We start from the raw sequence: 13,593 nt of genomic DNA on the forward strand, positions 1-13,593 counted from the left end.
CCGGCCGGTGGGCCCGGTCGTTCTAGGTCAGTCCTGCGAAGGCCTGGGTGCGGTCGTTCAACGAATCCCCTTCGGGTGGGAACCTCTCGGGCTCGGGTCGGATCGACACGGCCACATCCTACGGGGCGCCCGATTCCGCGCTCCATGGATTTCCTACTGCTTTGATTGACTTCAAGTACGGCCCCGCTCTGCCGTCCAACCACTCGCCGCGAACGGACCGCGACCGGACGCGTGAGGTGGCCGGCGCCGGGGGTGAGCGACCCGGGTCCGTGCCCGACCGGGGTTCCGGCCGGGCACGGACCGGGGATCAACCGGCCTGTTCCCGCGCCATCTCGGCGGGCAGGGAGATCCGTCGGACGACCAGCCCGGCGACGACCAGCCCGACGATGGCCAGGAGGCTACTGACCAGGAACGGGTCGAAGCCGCCCAGGGCCGGCGCGAACCCGATCCCGACGTAGACCGTGATGCCGGTGGAACCACCCAGTTGGTCGGCGGCGCGTTGGACACCGGAGGCGATCCCGACGTCGGATTCGGTCGCCCCGGTCACCGCGACGTACTGCAGTCCGACGATGCCGAACCCCATCCCGGCGGCGATCAGCATCATCGCCGGGATCATCACCGGCCCGCTCGCCCCGAAGGCCGCGGCCAGGGCGATGAAGACCATCGCCACCGTGGTGAATCCGATGCCCGTCAGGACGCAGACCCGGGCACCCCATCGTTGGAGGAGCCGGGGGACCAGCACCGAGACCACGACCAGGGCCACCGCCAAGGGCAGCATCAGCAGCCCGGCCTGGAACGGGCCGACGCCCAGCCTGTCCTGCAGGTAGAAGGTGAACAACAGGAACGAGGTGGACAGGGCCGCGCTCAGCAGGACCGTGGCCGCGTTGGCCAGGACGCGAGGTCGATTGCGAAAGAGCCGCAGCGGCACGAGTGGATTCGGGGAACGGCGCTCGGCCCTGATGAACAGGGCCGCGGCCACCACCGCGCCCACCAGCGCCACCGGCGGCAGCCACGGCAGCGCGCCGTCGGTCTCGCCCGCCTCGACCACACCGAGGACGAACAGCAGCGGGGCCGCCACCAGCAGCAGCGAACCCGACAGGTCCAGGGGCACCGACTCGGTGGATCGTTCACTCGGCACGAGCAGGAGCGCCGCGACGAGAACCACCAGGATGAACGGGACGGACAGCAGGAAGATCCAGCGCCAGCCGAGCAGTTCGGTGATGACGCCGGAGAGCACGAAGCCGAGGACGAGGCCGCAACCGGCGACCGCCGCCCACACGCTCAGCGCCCGGGACCGGCGCGGCCCCTCGGGGAACATGAGCACGATCACCGACATCGCCGCCGGCAACGCGAGTGCTTCGCCCACGCCCTGCAACAGTCGCGCGACCACCAGTACGGCGAACGACGGGGCGAGTCCGGCCAGCAGGGAGGCCGCACCGAAGACGGTCGTGCCCAACACGAGGACGCGGCGCCTGCCGAGTACGTCGCCCAGGCGACCACCGAGCATCAAAAGCCCGCCGCCGGTGATCGTGTATCCGACCACGACCCAGGTCAGGGCGTGGCCACCCACGCCGAAGTCGGCGCCGATCGAGGGAAGGGCGATGTTGACCACGGTCACGTCGACCGCGATGAAGAACTGCAGCATGGCCATGCAGCACAGCACCGGCCACGCGCGCGCCGGGGAGGGTTCGCCCCGGCCGGAAAGGATGTGAGAAGACACCGAGTGCTCCGTTGCTCGAAAGAGGTTCCGGGCGGCACGAGAGTGCCGCTCCGGTTCGACGACCGAGCGGAGGAACGTTCTATGGAGAAGTGGAGGAACGCCCCGCCGCTAGCGGAGCGTCCTCGTCACCGCGGCGCAGGCGGCCGCGCTCGAAGCACCGGACATGGGACCGATGGTAGGGGAACCGGGCCGGCCGGTGACACCTGTTTTTCCGTGGGACGGTTCATCAGCAGGTCGGTCGCCCTCGCGAGGACCTCCGGACGCATCGTGTGGACAACACTCCCGACCGTCCATCGCCACTTCGCCCCGGCTCGCCGACCGACCCCGAGCGAGGAATCCGTTCCCACGAGCACCCGCCGATCCCGTGAGATCCGGACGAAGGGCGGCCGTCATGCCGCCTCGGCGGACCCGCCTGGTCTATGCTGGCCAACATAGGTTACCTGTCAGTAACATGCGGGTCGCCGACGGTCCGACCCACGAAGGAAGGCAGCACACCCATGCCCACGCTCGAACGCCACGACGAGGTCTTCGTCCTCGACATCGGTGACGGAGAGAACCGCTTCCACCCGGACTGGATCGCCTCTGTCAACGCCGCCCTGGACGAGGCGGAGAAGGTCGAGGGCCCGCGCGCCCTCGTCACCACCGCCACCGGAAAGTTCTACTCCAACGGCCTGGACCTGGAATGGCTCATGGCCAACGGCGACCGCTACAACGAATACGTCGCCGGTGTCCATCAGCTGTTCGGGCGTCTGCTGGCCCTGCCGATGCCCACCGTGGCGGCCCTGCAGGGGCACACCTTCGCCGCCGGCGCGATGTTCTCGCTGTCGCACGACTTTCGCGTGATGCGCGCCGACCGGGGTTTTTGGTGCCTGCCCGAGGCCGACATCAACATCCCCTTCACCCCGGCCATGTCGGCGCTCATCCAGGCACGCCTGGCCCCGCAGACCGCGCACGAGGCCATGATGACCGCCCGTCGCTACGGCGGCGAGGACGCCGCGAAGGCCGCCATCGTGGACCGGGCCGTGGCCGAGGAGGAGGTGCGCCCCACCGCCGTCGAGCTGGCCCGCTCCCTGGCCGGCAAGGACGCCACCACCCTGGGCACCATCAAGGCCCGCATGTACGCGCCCGCGCTGGAGCTGCTGCGCCAGGACGACCCTGTCATCTGACCGCGCGCCGCTCGCCTCGGTGGTCCGCCCGAGCCCTTTCCACCGGCCCGAGGGTCGGCGGGAGGGGCTTTTTCAGTGCGCGCGGAACCGGCGGCACACGCCGAGAATGTGACATATGTGCCTTGCGCCACAATCTGACCAGGCGGTAGGTTTTGTTCCGCGGGCCGGCGACGGCGCGACAGGTGGGGTGAACAGGGACGACACCTCTGCCTCGGGTTCATCGTCCGCCGCCACGACACCGTGTGCGAGGAGAGCCCCGTGACCGACACAGAGCACCCGCCGCAACGGCCGACCAAGGGTGAGCGCACCCGTCGGCACGTCATCGACACCGCCGCCGAACTCTTCTCCCGCTCCGGATACCGGGCGGTCTCCCTCCGCGACATCGCGGCCCACTCGGGCCTCTCCCACGCCGGGGTCCTGCACCACTTCCCCAACAAGGAAGCCCTGCTCGTACACGTTTTGAGCAGGCGCGACGAGATCGACGCCCCGCTCGTCCTGGACGCGGACCTGAGCCACCGCGAACTCATCGACAACCTCGTCGAGCTCGTGGAACGCAACACCGCCTCCCCCGGGCCGGTCTCCCTTTTCGTCAACCTGTCCGCGGAGGCCACGGACCCCGCCCACCCCGCCCACGACTACTTCTTCGGTCGCTACCGCGTCCTGCGCGAACACCTCGCGTCGGCGTTCGCCGCCCTCCTCGACGGCCGCCCGGAGCCCACCCCCGAGGTCGCCGCCACGCAGTTCATCGCCCTCCAGGACGGACTCCAGGTCCAGTGGCTCCTCGACCCCGGCGCCGTCGACATGCGCGCCGCGGTCGTCTCCTTCCTGCACACCCTGGGAATCCCCACGTCGGCCCCGGCCCCCACCACTGACGAAAGGCCCTCATGAGCACCGAAACGCCCCGCCCCGCACCCGACCTGGCCACGAAGGCCTCCGCCACCTCCGGATCCGGGGTCTGGCACAGCACCCCGATCCCGGGTGTGCTGCGCCCTCTGCACCTGGCCGACGGACCGCACGGCATCCGTCAGCAGCCGGGGGAGGGCGACCACCTCGGTCTCGGCGACAGCCTGCCCGCCACCTGCTTTCCGCCTGCTGTCGGGCTCGGCGCCACCTGGAACGTCGACCTGGTCCGGCGGGTCGGCGCGGCCCTGGGCACCGAGGCGAGCGCCATGGGCGTGGACGTGCTGCTGGGCCCGGGCATGAACATCAAGCGTTCCCCTCTGTGCGGCCGCAACTTCGAGTACGTGTCCGAGGACCCGCACGTCACCGCGCGGATCGCCGCCGCCCTGGTGGAGGGCATCCAGTCCGAGGGCGTGGGGGCGTGCGTGAAGCACTTCGTCGCCAACAACCAGGAGACCGACCGGATGCGGTCCAGCTCCGACGTGGACGAGCGCACCCTGCGCGAGATCTACCTGCCCGCGTTCGAGGAGGTCATCCGCACCACCGACCCGGCGATGGTGATGTGCTCCTACAACCGGCTCAACGGGGTGTACACCGGCCAGGACCCGTGGCTGCTCACCACGCTGCTGCGCGAGGAGTGGGGGTTCGAGGGCGCGGTGGTCTCCGACTGGGGGGCCGTGGTCGACCGGGTCGAGGCGGTGCGCGCCGGTCTGGACCTGGAGATGCCGCCCACCGGCACCGACGACCGGATCGTCGACGCGGTGAACCGGGGCGAACTGGACGAGTCGGTGCTGGACACCGTGGTGGAGCGGTTGGGGCGGGTGCAGGACCGGGTGGCCACCGACACCTCCCGCTCACCCGGGCACAAGGCCCACCAGGTCTTGGCACGCGAGGCGGCGGCCGAGGCGCTGGTGCTGCTGAAGAACGAGGACGGGGCGTTGCCTCTGGTTCCGGGCCGGTCGATCGCGGTGGTGGGCGAGTTCGCCCGCACACCGCGCTACCAGGGCGGGGGGTCCTCCCACATGGTGCCGACCCGGGTGACCGGCGCGTTGGACGCGTTCGATGAGGCGGCCGAGGAGTTTCCGGTGCGGTTCGCTCCCGGGTTCACCCTGGACGGGACGGCGGCGCCGGAACTGGCCGATGAGGCGGTGGCCTTGGCACAGGGGTCCGACACCACCGTGCTGTTCCTGGGGTTGCCGGAGGCTCTGGAGTCCGAGGGGTTCGACCGCACCGACATCGATCTGCCCGCCGAGCAGGTCGAGCTGTTGGCCCGGATTCGACGGGTGAGCGAGCGGGTCGTGGTGGTGCTGTCCAACGGCGGCGTGGTCTCGGTGGCCGACTGGCAGGACGACGCCGACGCGGTGTTGGAGGGGTGGCTGCTGGGGCAGGAGGGCGGCGCGGCCACGGTGGACGTGCTGACCGGCGCGATCTCCCCGTCCGGGCGGCTCACGGAGACCATCCCGCTGAAGCTGAGCGACCACGCCTCCTACCTGAACTTCCCCGGCGAACACGGACACGTGCGCTACGGCGAGGGGGTGTTCGTGGGGTATCGGCACTTCGACACCCTGGATCGGCCGGTGGCGTACCCGTTCGGGTTCGGGCTCACCTACACGACGTTCGACTACTCCGACCTGGAGATCTCCGAGGACGGGACGGACGCGTGGACGGTGGCGTTCACCGTCACCAACACCGGTACGCGGGCCGGACAGGAGGTCGCCCAGTTGTACACGGGGACGGCTCAGGAGTATCCGACCCGGCCGGTGCGGGAGCTGCGCGGATTCGCGAAGGTGGCCTTGGGGCCCGGTGAGAGCGCGAGGGTGGAGTTGGCGGTCGGCGGGCGAGACCTGTCCACGTGGGATACCGAACACCAGCGGTGGTCCCTGGTGGCGGGGAGCCACACGGTGTCGGTGGGGGCGTCCTCTCGGGATATTCGGTTGAGCGGCGAGATCGTCAGCATCGGGGATCGGTTCGTGCCGCCGCTGACCAGGCGATCCACCATCGAGGACTGGCGCGCGAACGCGATCGGTGGGCCGGTGCTGGCCGAGATCCAGGCCGGGATGGAGGAGTTGGACTCGGTTCCAAAGGAGCTGTTGCGGATGGCCGACTCGATGCCGATCGTGGCGCTGTCCACGTTCGAGCTGGGCGTGACGGAGGAGATGGTGGACCTGCTGGTCGCGGACGTGGAAGCACGCAGGCGGGCGGCGATCGAGCGCGGAGAGGTCACCGGCTGAACGTACCGGGCGAGTGATGGTCCTGTGACGGTCCACTAGCGTGGGTGGGAAATCCACTCGCTCCACCGTCCGGAAAGCCACAGCGTGTCCACCTCAGAGAAGTTCCAGAGCGTGTTCGTGGCGCTCGCCGCCGTGCTCGGGCTGTGCGTCGGCCTGTTGTGGTCGATCGGTGAGGTGGTCGGGCACCTCGTCCTGCCCGCACTGATGCTCATGCTGGTCGCGGTGTTCGTCCAGGTGGACGCCGCCCAGGTCCGCCAGGTGCGCAGCGCTCGCACGGTGGTGGTCGCCGGTCTGGTGCTCAACTTCGTGTTCACCCCGCTGTTCGCGTGGGCGCTCGGGGCCGGCCCGTTGGGCGACTCCCCCGACCTGCGGATCGGGCTCCTCCTGTTGCTCGTCACCCCGTGCACGGACTGGTACCTGGTGTTCACCGGCCTGGCACGGGGCCACATGGGGGTCGCCGCCGCCGTTCTACCGGTGAACCTGGTGCTCCAGCTACTGCTGTTGCCCGTCTACATCCTGCTGTTGGGCGGGGAGGCGGCGATGGTCGACTCCGAAACCCTGGTGGAGGCGGTGCTGCTGGTCCTGGTGGTGCCCTTGGTGCTGGCGGTGGTGGCCCGCTCCTCGGCCCTGCGCTGGAAGGGCGCCGAGTGGCGGGACGAAAGGCTGGTGACGGGGGCTTCGGCATCGGTGCTTCCGCTGCTGTACGTGGCGGTGTTCGCCATGTTCGCCGGACAGGCCCGCACGGTCATGGCGCACCTGGGCGACCTGGCGGTCCTTCTGCTTCCGTTGTCGGCGTTCTTCCTGGTCATGCCCTTGGTGGCGGTGGGGGTGAGCCGGCTGCTCCGGCTGCCCACCGACCAGAAGGTCACGCTCACCATGACGACCGTGGCGCGCAACTCCCCCGTGGCCCTGGCGATCGCGGTGGCGGCGTTCCCCGACCGTCCGCTGATCGCGGTGGCCCTGGTGGTCGGCCCGCTGTTGGAACTGCCGGTGCTGGCCGTGCTCAGCCAGATCGTACGGGTGCGCGACCGGGACACCGCCACCCGGCGCTGACGGCGCACCCGCGCGAGGACGTCGAAGGCTCGGGCCTGGGCAAGGCGGAACGTCCCTCGCTCGCCGACACTCGCCATCACCCGGGCGCCTGGCCTCCCGCACCCTCGGGGGCGGATCGGCCGATCCGGTGTTCCAGACCGTCCAGGATGCACCGCAGCCCGAACTCCAGGGCCGAGTCCCTGCCCTCGGCCGCGCCGAAGGCGGCCCGAGCCTCGGGGTAGCGGTCTCCGTGTTCGGCCAGGAGAGGAGCCATCACCCGGGCGATCTGCGCCTCGGTCCCGTTCCCCGAGCCCGTCTCGGGGAACGGGACCTGTTGGGCGAGGCTCCGCAGGTGTCCGGCGACGAGCACCACCGCGTCCAGCCGTTCCGCGCCGCCGAGCCCGGTCCCGGAGAGTGCTTCGAGCGCCGTCTCGGTCCACGCGAGTTCGTTGGGACCCATCACCCTGGCCCCGACGGCGGTGCGCAACAGCCAGGGGTGCGCCCCCAGCACCGGCCACATCGCCATCCCCCAGTCACGCAGTCCGTCCCGCCACCCGCGCGAGGGTCCACCGATCCGCGGGGCCGGACCGTACGCCGTGTCGGTCATCAGCGCGAGGAGCTCGTCGCGCCGGGACACGTACCGGTACAGCGACATCTTCGTGTAACCGAGATCGGAGGCCACTCGCTGCATGGAGACCGCGTCGATCCCCTCGGCGTCGGCGAGCGTGATCGCGGTATCGACGATGCGGTCCAGGGAGAGCTTGGGCCGTGGCCCTCGGCTCGGCACCCGGGGCGGCCCCCACAGCAAGGCCGCCACGCTCTCGTGCCCGCCCGCCCGCTCCTTCGCCGGTTCCGACACCGATGCCCTCCCTCACTCGGATACGCCCTTGTCAAAACCGTGTCTACCAGATACTAATTGCTTCTGGCAGAAACTGTATCCACAGGACACAAAAGAAGGGGCGCCATGCCGAACATCGAGGGAACCCGGGTCCTGGTCTCGGGAGCGAGCATCGCCGGGGGCTCCGTCGCCCACTGGCTCACCAGGTACGGTTCCGAGGTCACCGTCGTGGAACACGCACCGTCCGTGCGTTCGGGCGGCCAGAACGTGGACTTCAAGGGAGACCGACAACTCCACGTCCTGGAACGCATGGGCGTGCTGGAACGACTTCGCGCCCTGCAGACCGGCGGCACCGACGTGGACTTCGTGACCGCCGACGGCGCTCCTGTCGCCACCCTGCCCGGCGAGTTCACCGGCGGCGACCTGGAGATCGAGCGAGGCGAACTGGCCACGGTCCTGCACGATTCCGTCGGCCCGGGCTGCACCTACCTGTTCGACGACTCCATCACGTCACTGCGGGAGGAGCCGGACGGGGTCCACGTCACCTTCGAGCACGCCGAGCCGCGGACCTTCGACCTGGTGGTCGGGGCCGACGGCATCCACTCGAACGTGCGGCGGCTCGCCTTTGGGCCCGAGGAGGAACACGTGCGCTTCCTCGGATACCACTACGCGCTCGCCGACCTCCCCGACCTTTCGTTCCTCGACCCGGCCATCGATACCGGCCTGATGTACAACGAGCCCGGCCGGATGGTGTCGGTGGGCGGCCCCCAAGCGCCGACCTTCTTCGTCTTCGCCTCCGAGCGACCACACGACCGAGGTGCCGACATGGCCGAACGGAAACGCTTCGTGGCGTCGGCCTACACGGGGGCGGGATGGAAGGTGCCCGACCTCGTCGCCGCCCTGTCCCGGGCCGAGGAGCTCCGGCTGGACACGCTCTCCCGCGTCGAGATGGACTCCTTCGTCCGAGGCCGCGTCGCCTTGGTCGGCGACGCCGCCTACGGCAACACGCTGGGTGGCTTCGGCAGCGGGCTGTCCGTGGTGGGCGCCTACGTGCTGGCCGGGGAACTGATCGCCGCGGACGGTGACCATCGCGTGGCGTTCGCCGCCTACGACCAGGTCATGTCCGGCTACGCCCGGGTGGCGCGCAAGAGCGATGCCGGGCGTTTCCTGGCACCACGCACCCGGATGGGGATCCGCGCACGCAACGCCCTGTTCCGGTACCGGTGGTCGCGCGACGCCCTGATGAAGTCCACCGACGACTTCGCCCACGCGGTCGAACTGTGCGACTACCCGGCACTGCTCACCCGCGCACCCCGATGACACCGCGCGCTCGGCCGCCGGTACCGGCCGACCCCGACTCCCCGGGAGCCCCCTGAAGCTGTACGCCGACCTCGGCGGGACCGCCGAGGCGAAGGGGGAGATCAGTCCACGCGGATGAGGCCTCGGCGCAGTGCGGTGGTGATGGCGGCGGTCCGGTTGTCCACGCCCAGCTTCTCGAACACGTGCACCAGGTGGGTCTTGACCGTCGCCTCACTGATGAACAGCCGTTTGGAGATCGCCCGGTTGGACAGTCCCTGGGCCAACAACCCGAGGATCTCCAACTCCCTGCCGCTCAGCGTCGGGACCGGTGAACGCAACCGGTTCATGAGGCGGTCGGCCACGCCGGGGGCGAGCGCGGTCTGCCCGCGCGCGGCGGTGTGCACCGCCTCGCACAGCTGGTCCGGTGGAGCGTCCTTGAGCATGTATCCGGTGGCACCCGCCTCCACCGCGGCGAGGATGTCCGCGTCGGTGTCGTAGGTGGTCAGCACCAGTACGGGCGGCGGGTCGGTCAGGGCGGTGACGGCGCGGATGGCGGTGACCCCGTCCATGCCGGCCCCCATGCGCAGGTCCATCAGTACGACGTCCACGCTCGTCCCGGATCGGAGCGTGTCCAGCGCCGCCTGTCCATCGGCCGCTTCGGCGACCACGTCCATGTCCGCGCGTTCGGCGAACATCGCCTTGAGCCCGTGGCGCACGACGGGGTGGTCGTCCACCAGCAGGATGCGCAGGCGCGAGGTGCCCTCTTCGGTGGTCACCGGTCCTCCTCCAACGGAGTCGTCTCCCGGGTCAGGGGTAGTCGGACGGCGATGACGGTGCCCTCGCCGGGCGCGGACTCCACGTGCAACCCACCTCCCAGGGCGGCCACGCGTTCGCGCAGCGCGGTGAGCCCGTATCCGCTGCCGTCGTCCCGGGTGCGGATCTCCTCGGGCACGAAACCCACCCCGTCGTCGTAAACGTCCAGGGTGACCTCCTCCCCCAGATAGCCGAGGGTGACCACGGCGGTGGTGGCGCGGGCGTGCGCGGAGACGTTGGCGAGACTGGCCTGGGCCGCGCGAAGCAACGCCACCTCGTACCCCGAGGGTAGTTCGATGGGCGTGCCGTCCGTGCGCAGCCGACAGTCGATGCCGTCGGTGCGGGCGACCTTGGCGCAGAGCCGCCTCAAGGCTTCGGGGAGGTCGGCCCCGGTGAGGGAGGGAGGCGCCAGGTCGCGCACGAACCCGCGCGCCTCGGCGAGGTTGCCGGACGCGCTCTCTCGGGCCTCGGCGATACGGGTGGCGGCCAGGTCGGGATCCTCCGGCAGGGCGTTCTCCGCGGAGCGCAACAACAGGACGATGCTGGACAGGCCTTGGGCGAGGGTGTCGTGGATCTCCCGGGCCAGGCGTTCGCGCTCGTCCAACACGCCGGTGCGTCGTTGGGACTCGGCGAGTTCGTCACGGGTCCGGGTGAGCGTCTCTATGAGTTCCCGGCGCCGTTCGCTCTCGCGGTGCAGGGCCATGTACCCGACGGCGATCGCCACGGCGAACACCGCCCCCAGGACCGGGCCCAGGACCATTCCGGCGGTGAGGTCACCGGTGTGCAGGACCTGACCCAGGACCACGGTCGCGGTGATGACCACGACCGCGATCACCGAGTGCGCCCCGCGCAGCAGGTTCAGGTGCAGGAAGTACAGGGGGAAGGCCAGCCACACGAAGTCGGGGTCGGCCCAGGCCAGGAGGGCCCACAACACGGTGACGGCGGCCAGCCACACCAGGGATCGGATGCGGTGGACGTCGTGCCTGGCGGCCAGCGCGCCGGAGCAGTAGACCACGCCCAGCAGGACAGCGCCGCACACCACCGCCCACCGGGTCCACCCCGGATGGGCGGGTTCCATGGCCGGGGAGCCGTGCCCGAGCACGCCGAACAGATAGCGGGACGTGGCCACGCCCAGCAGGAACAGGAAGCAGGCGTGCAGGAGCAGACGCAGCACCCGCAACACCGTCGTCACCCCTGGCGGCTCGGCCGCCCACCCTCCGCCGTATCGCATCACCGCAGCGTACGACGCGCACGCGTACGGCGGCATCAACCGTTCGATGGAGTTCTCGCTCCACCTCGCCGCCCCCGAGGACGCTCCGTTCACCCGATGTCGATGATCTTGCGCCCGGGGAGTCTGGAGGTACGTCGAAGGCGGTGCCCGTCGCACCGCCCGTGTCTCCCGGAAAGGAGGGCCGCCGTGTTCGTCGCCCTTCGTGACATCCGCTTCGCCAAGGGGCGGTTCGCGCTGATGGGCTCCGTCGTCGCGCTGATCACCCTGTTGATCGTCCTGTTGTCGGGGCTCACCGCGGGGCTGGCCGACCAGTCCACGTCCGCGATCAAGAACCTGCCCGCCACCCACGTCTCGTTCGGCACGTCCGGAGACGGCGAACCGGAGGAGTCCTACGCCGACAGCACCGTCACCCGGACCCAGCTCGACACCTGGGCCGCCACCGAGGGGGTGGAGTGGGCTGAGCCTGTGGGCATCACCCAGAGCCGGGTCGAGTTCGACGACGGTGACGGCACCGCCGTGGCCCTGTTCGGCGTGCCCGCCGAAGGCCGACTGGCGCCCGAGGGCCTGACCGGCATGGACGGCCTGGTGGTGAGCGAGGAGATCGCCGAGGACTTCGGGGTCGCCGAGGGCGACACCGTCACCATGGGCGGAACCGAGCTGACCGTGGACGGGGTCGTCCCCACCGAGTCCTACAGCCACACCCCCGCGGTGTGGACCGATATCGACACCTGGCGCGGGATCGACCCGCGGGTGCGGCACGCCGAGGGCGAGGACGCGCCGGTGGCCGGTGTGGTGGCCTCCGACGTGTCCCTGAGCGAGGCGATCGACCAGGCGGACACGGAGGCCGACACGGTCACCACCGACCTGTCGGACAGCCTGCGCGCGATCGGTTCGTTCTCCTCCGAGAACAGTTCGCTGGTCACCATGCAGGGATTCCTGTACGCCATCTCCGCGCTGGTGATCGGGGCGTTCCTGACCGTGTGGACGATCCAGCGCAGCGGGGACATCGCGATCCTCAAGGCGCTGGGCGGGTCCACCCGGTACCTGCTGCGCGACGCCCTGGCCCAGGCGTTGATCGTGCTGGCCGCGGGCACCGCCGTCGGTGGCGCCGTGGGTGTGGGCCTGGGCGCCCTGGCCGGTTCGGTGCTGCCGTTCTCCCTGACCGTGACCACCACGGTCGGGCCGGTGATCGCCATGGTCGTGCTGGGCATGCTCGGCGCGGTCCTGGCCGTTCGCCGTATCACCTCCGTCGACCCGTTGACCGCCTTGGGAGGCGTCCGATGAGCCTTGAACTGAACGATGTGACACTGACCTACCCCGATGGCGATGGGACGGTGACCGCCCTGGACCGGGTGTCGGTCGAGGTGGCTCCGGGTGAGCTGACCGCCGTGATCGGCCCCTCGGGGTCGGGCAAGTCGAGCCTGTTGGCGGTGGCCGCCACCCTGATCCGGCCGGATGCGGGCCGGGTGGTCGTGGGCGACGTGGACACGTCGGGGCTGCGTCCCCGTGAGCTGACCCGGCTACGGCTGGACCGGGTGGGCATCGTGTTCCAGCAGCCGAACCTGATCTCGTCGCTGACCGTGTTGGAGCAGCTGTTGGTCACCGAACACATGCGGGCCCGGTCGCCGCACCGCGCGCGGGCCTCGGCGATGGAGACCCTGGCCGCCGTGGGACTGGCCGGCAAGGAACATCGTCACCCGCACCGGTTGTCCGGCGGTGAGCGTCAGCGTGTGAACATCGCCCGCGCGTTGTCGGGGCGGCCGAGCGCGCTCCTGGTGGACGAGCCCACGGCGGCGCTCGATCACGAGCGGGGCGCGGCCATCATCGACCTGGTGTCGGAGGCGACCCGAACGTTCGACGTGGCGACCCTGCTGGTCACGCACGACACCGAGTACCTGGGCGCGGCCGGCCGGGTACTGGAGATGCGCGACGGCCGACTGTCGGTGCTGGACCGGACCTGACCGGAGGGGGCGGGCCCGCGAGACCGCGACGCACGAGGGGCCCTTGAGGGGACGTGGGGCCGGTGGTGACCGTCCGTGGCCGCTTTCGGACACGGGAGTACACCTCGCCGCGCGGCCCGTCTCCCTAGGCTTGGTTCCCAGCCGAAAACCCTGGAGCGGTCACATGAAGATGTCGGCTCGGCCGGAATTCGACGTCGTCGCACTCAACACCCCCGACTCGGTGCTCGTCCTCCTGGAGGTCGAGGCGCCCGAACGCGCGCCCGGCCGGGCGCGCCCGCCGGCCACCCTGCAGGTGGTGGTGGATCGGAGCGGGTCGATGACCAAGGACCGTCGCATCGAGGGGGTGATCGAGGCCCTGCACGGGCTCGTGGACCGGCTGGACCCCACCGACCACTTCGGGCT

Annotated in this window: 11 protein-coding genes and 1 pseudogene; 8 read left to right on the forward strand and 4 right to left on the reverse strand. The window is 70.4% G+C overall.

The window, feature by feature from the left end:
- Nucleotides 1–307 precede the first annotated feature (307 nt).
- Complete coding sequence (locus tag K8V84_RS25305) at nt 308–1,720, reverse strand: MFS transporter (protein WP_304079328.1); 1,413 nt, start codon at nt 1,718–1,720, stop codon at nt 308–310.
- A gap of 497 nt (nt 1,721–2,217) precedes the next feature.
- On the opposite strand from K8V84_RS25305, the gene K8V84_RS25310 reads away from it, so the two are divergent.
- From K8V84_RS25310 to K8V84_RS25325, 4 genes are all read left to right on the forward strand, one after another.
- Nucleotides 2,218–2,886, forward strand: coding sequence for an enoyl-CoA hydratase-related protein (locus K8V84_RS25310; RefSeq protein ID WP_304079330.1), 669 nt, complete (start codon nt 2,218–2,220; stop codon nt 2,884–2,886).
- Nucleotides 2,887–3,144: 258 nt separating this feature from the next.
- Complete coding sequence (locus K8V84_RS25315) at nt 3,145–3,774, forward strand: TetR/AcrR family transcriptional regulator (RefSeq protein ID WP_304079333.1); 630 nt, start codon at nt 3,145–3,147, stop codon at nt 3,772–3,774.
- Complete coding sequence (locus K8V84_RS25320; RefSeq protein ID WP_304079336.1) at nt 3,771–6,017, forward strand: glycoside hydrolase family 3 C-terminal domain-containing protein; 2,247 nt, start codon at nt 3,771–3,773, stop codon at nt 6,015–6,017. Before K8V84_RS25315 ends, K8V84_RS25320 begins: the two co-directional genes overlap by 4 nt.
- A gap of 84 nt (nt 6,018–6,101) precedes the next feature.
- Nucleotides 6,102–7,070: an arsenic resistance protein gene (locus tag K8V84_RS25325; RefSeq protein ID WP_304079339.1), complete on the forward strand. Its 969-nt coding sequence runs from the start codon at nt 6,102–6,104 to the stop codon at nt 7,068–7,070.
- Nucleotides 7,071–7,146: 76 nt separating this feature from the next.
- On the opposite strand, the gene K8V84_RS25330 is transcribed toward K8V84_RS25325, so the two are convergent.
- On the reverse strand, nt 7,147–7,908 hold the full coding sequence (locus K8V84_RS25330) for a TetR/AcrR family transcriptional regulator (protein ID WP_304079342.1): 762 nt from the start codon (nt 7,906–7,908) through the stop codon (nt 7,147–7,149).
- A 105-nt stretch (nt 7,909–8,013) separates the two neighbouring features.
- Here K8V84_RS25330 and K8V84_RS25335 point away from each other — a divergent pair, with 105 nt between their 5' ends.
- Nucleotides 8,014–9,207: an FAD-dependent monooxygenase gene (locus K8V84_RS25335; RefSeq protein ID WP_304079346.1), complete on the forward strand. Its 1,194-nt coding sequence runs from the start codon at nt 8,014–8,016 to the stop codon at nt 9,205–9,207.
- 101 nt (nt 9,208–9,308) lie between these two features.
- On the opposite strand, the gene K8V84_RS25340 is transcribed toward K8V84_RS25335, so the two are convergent.
- The gene (locus K8V84_RS25340) at nt 9,309–9,962 is read right to left on the reverse strand and encodes a response regulator transcription factor (RefSeq protein WP_304079349.1); all 654 of its coding nucleotides are present in this window, start codon (nt 9,960–9,962) and stop codon (nt 9,309–9,311) included.
- Complete coding sequence (locus tag K8V84_RS25345; RefSeq protein ID WP_304079352.1) at nt 9,959–11,230, reverse strand: sensor histidine kinase; 1,272 nt, start codon at nt 11,228–11,230, stop codon at nt 9,959–9,961. Before K8V84_RS25345 ends, K8V84_RS25340 begins: the two co-directional genes overlap by 4 nt.
- Nucleotides 11,231–11,416: 186 nt before the next feature.
- Here K8V84_RS25345 and K8V84_RS25350 point away from each other — a divergent pair, with 186 nt between their 5' ends.
- The 3 genes and pseudogenes from K8V84_RS25350 to K8V84_RS25360 all read left to right on the forward strand — a co-directional run.
- Nucleotides 11,417–12,514, forward strand: coding sequence for an FtsX-like permease family protein (locus K8V84_RS25350; protein ID WP_304079355.1), 1,098 nt, complete (start codon nt 11,417–11,419; stop codon nt 12,512–12,514).
- Nucleotides 12,511–13,191, forward strand: coding sequence for an ABC transporter ATP-binding protein (locus K8V84_RS25355; RefSeq protein WP_304079357.1), 681 nt, complete (start codon nt 12,511–12,513; stop codon nt 13,189–13,191). The genes K8V84_RS25350 and K8V84_RS25355 overlap by 4 nt, the downstream gene beginning before the upstream one ends.
- Nucleotides 13,192–13,354: 163 nt before the next feature.
- Nucleotides 13,355–13,593, forward strand: a pseudogene (locus K8V84_RS25360) (hypothetical protein); the annotation flags it as partial.

Origin of the sequence: Nocardiopsis listeri (assembly GCF_020741345.1) — a bacterium.
Classification (GTDB): domain Bacteria; phylum Actinomycetota; class Actinomycetes; order Streptosporangiales; family Streptosporangiaceae; genus Nocardiopsis; species Nocardiopsis listeri_A.

Bases quoted from the DNA above. Each gene is read 5' to 3' on its own strand.
- K8V84_RS25310 (WP_304079330.1), top strand. From the start codon at position 2,218: ATGCCCACGCTCGAACGCCACGACGAGGTCTTCGTCCTCGACATCGGT.
- K8V84_RS25320 (WP_304079336.1), top strand. From the start codon at position 3,771: ATGAGCACCGAAACGCCCCGCCCCGCACCCGACCTGGCCACGAAGGCC.
- K8V84_RS25335 (WP_304079346.1), top strand. From the start codon at position 8,014: ATGCCGAACATCGAGGGAACCCGGGTCCTGGTCTCGGGAGCGAGCATC.
- K8V84_RS25345 (WP_304079352.1), bottom strand. From the start codon at position 11,230: ATGCGATACGGCGGAGGGTGGGCGGCCGAGCCGCCAGGGGTGACGACG.
- K8V84_RS25355 (WP_304079357.1), top strand. From the start codon at position 12,511: ATGAGCCTTGAACTGAACGATGTGACACTGACCTACCCCGATGGCGAT.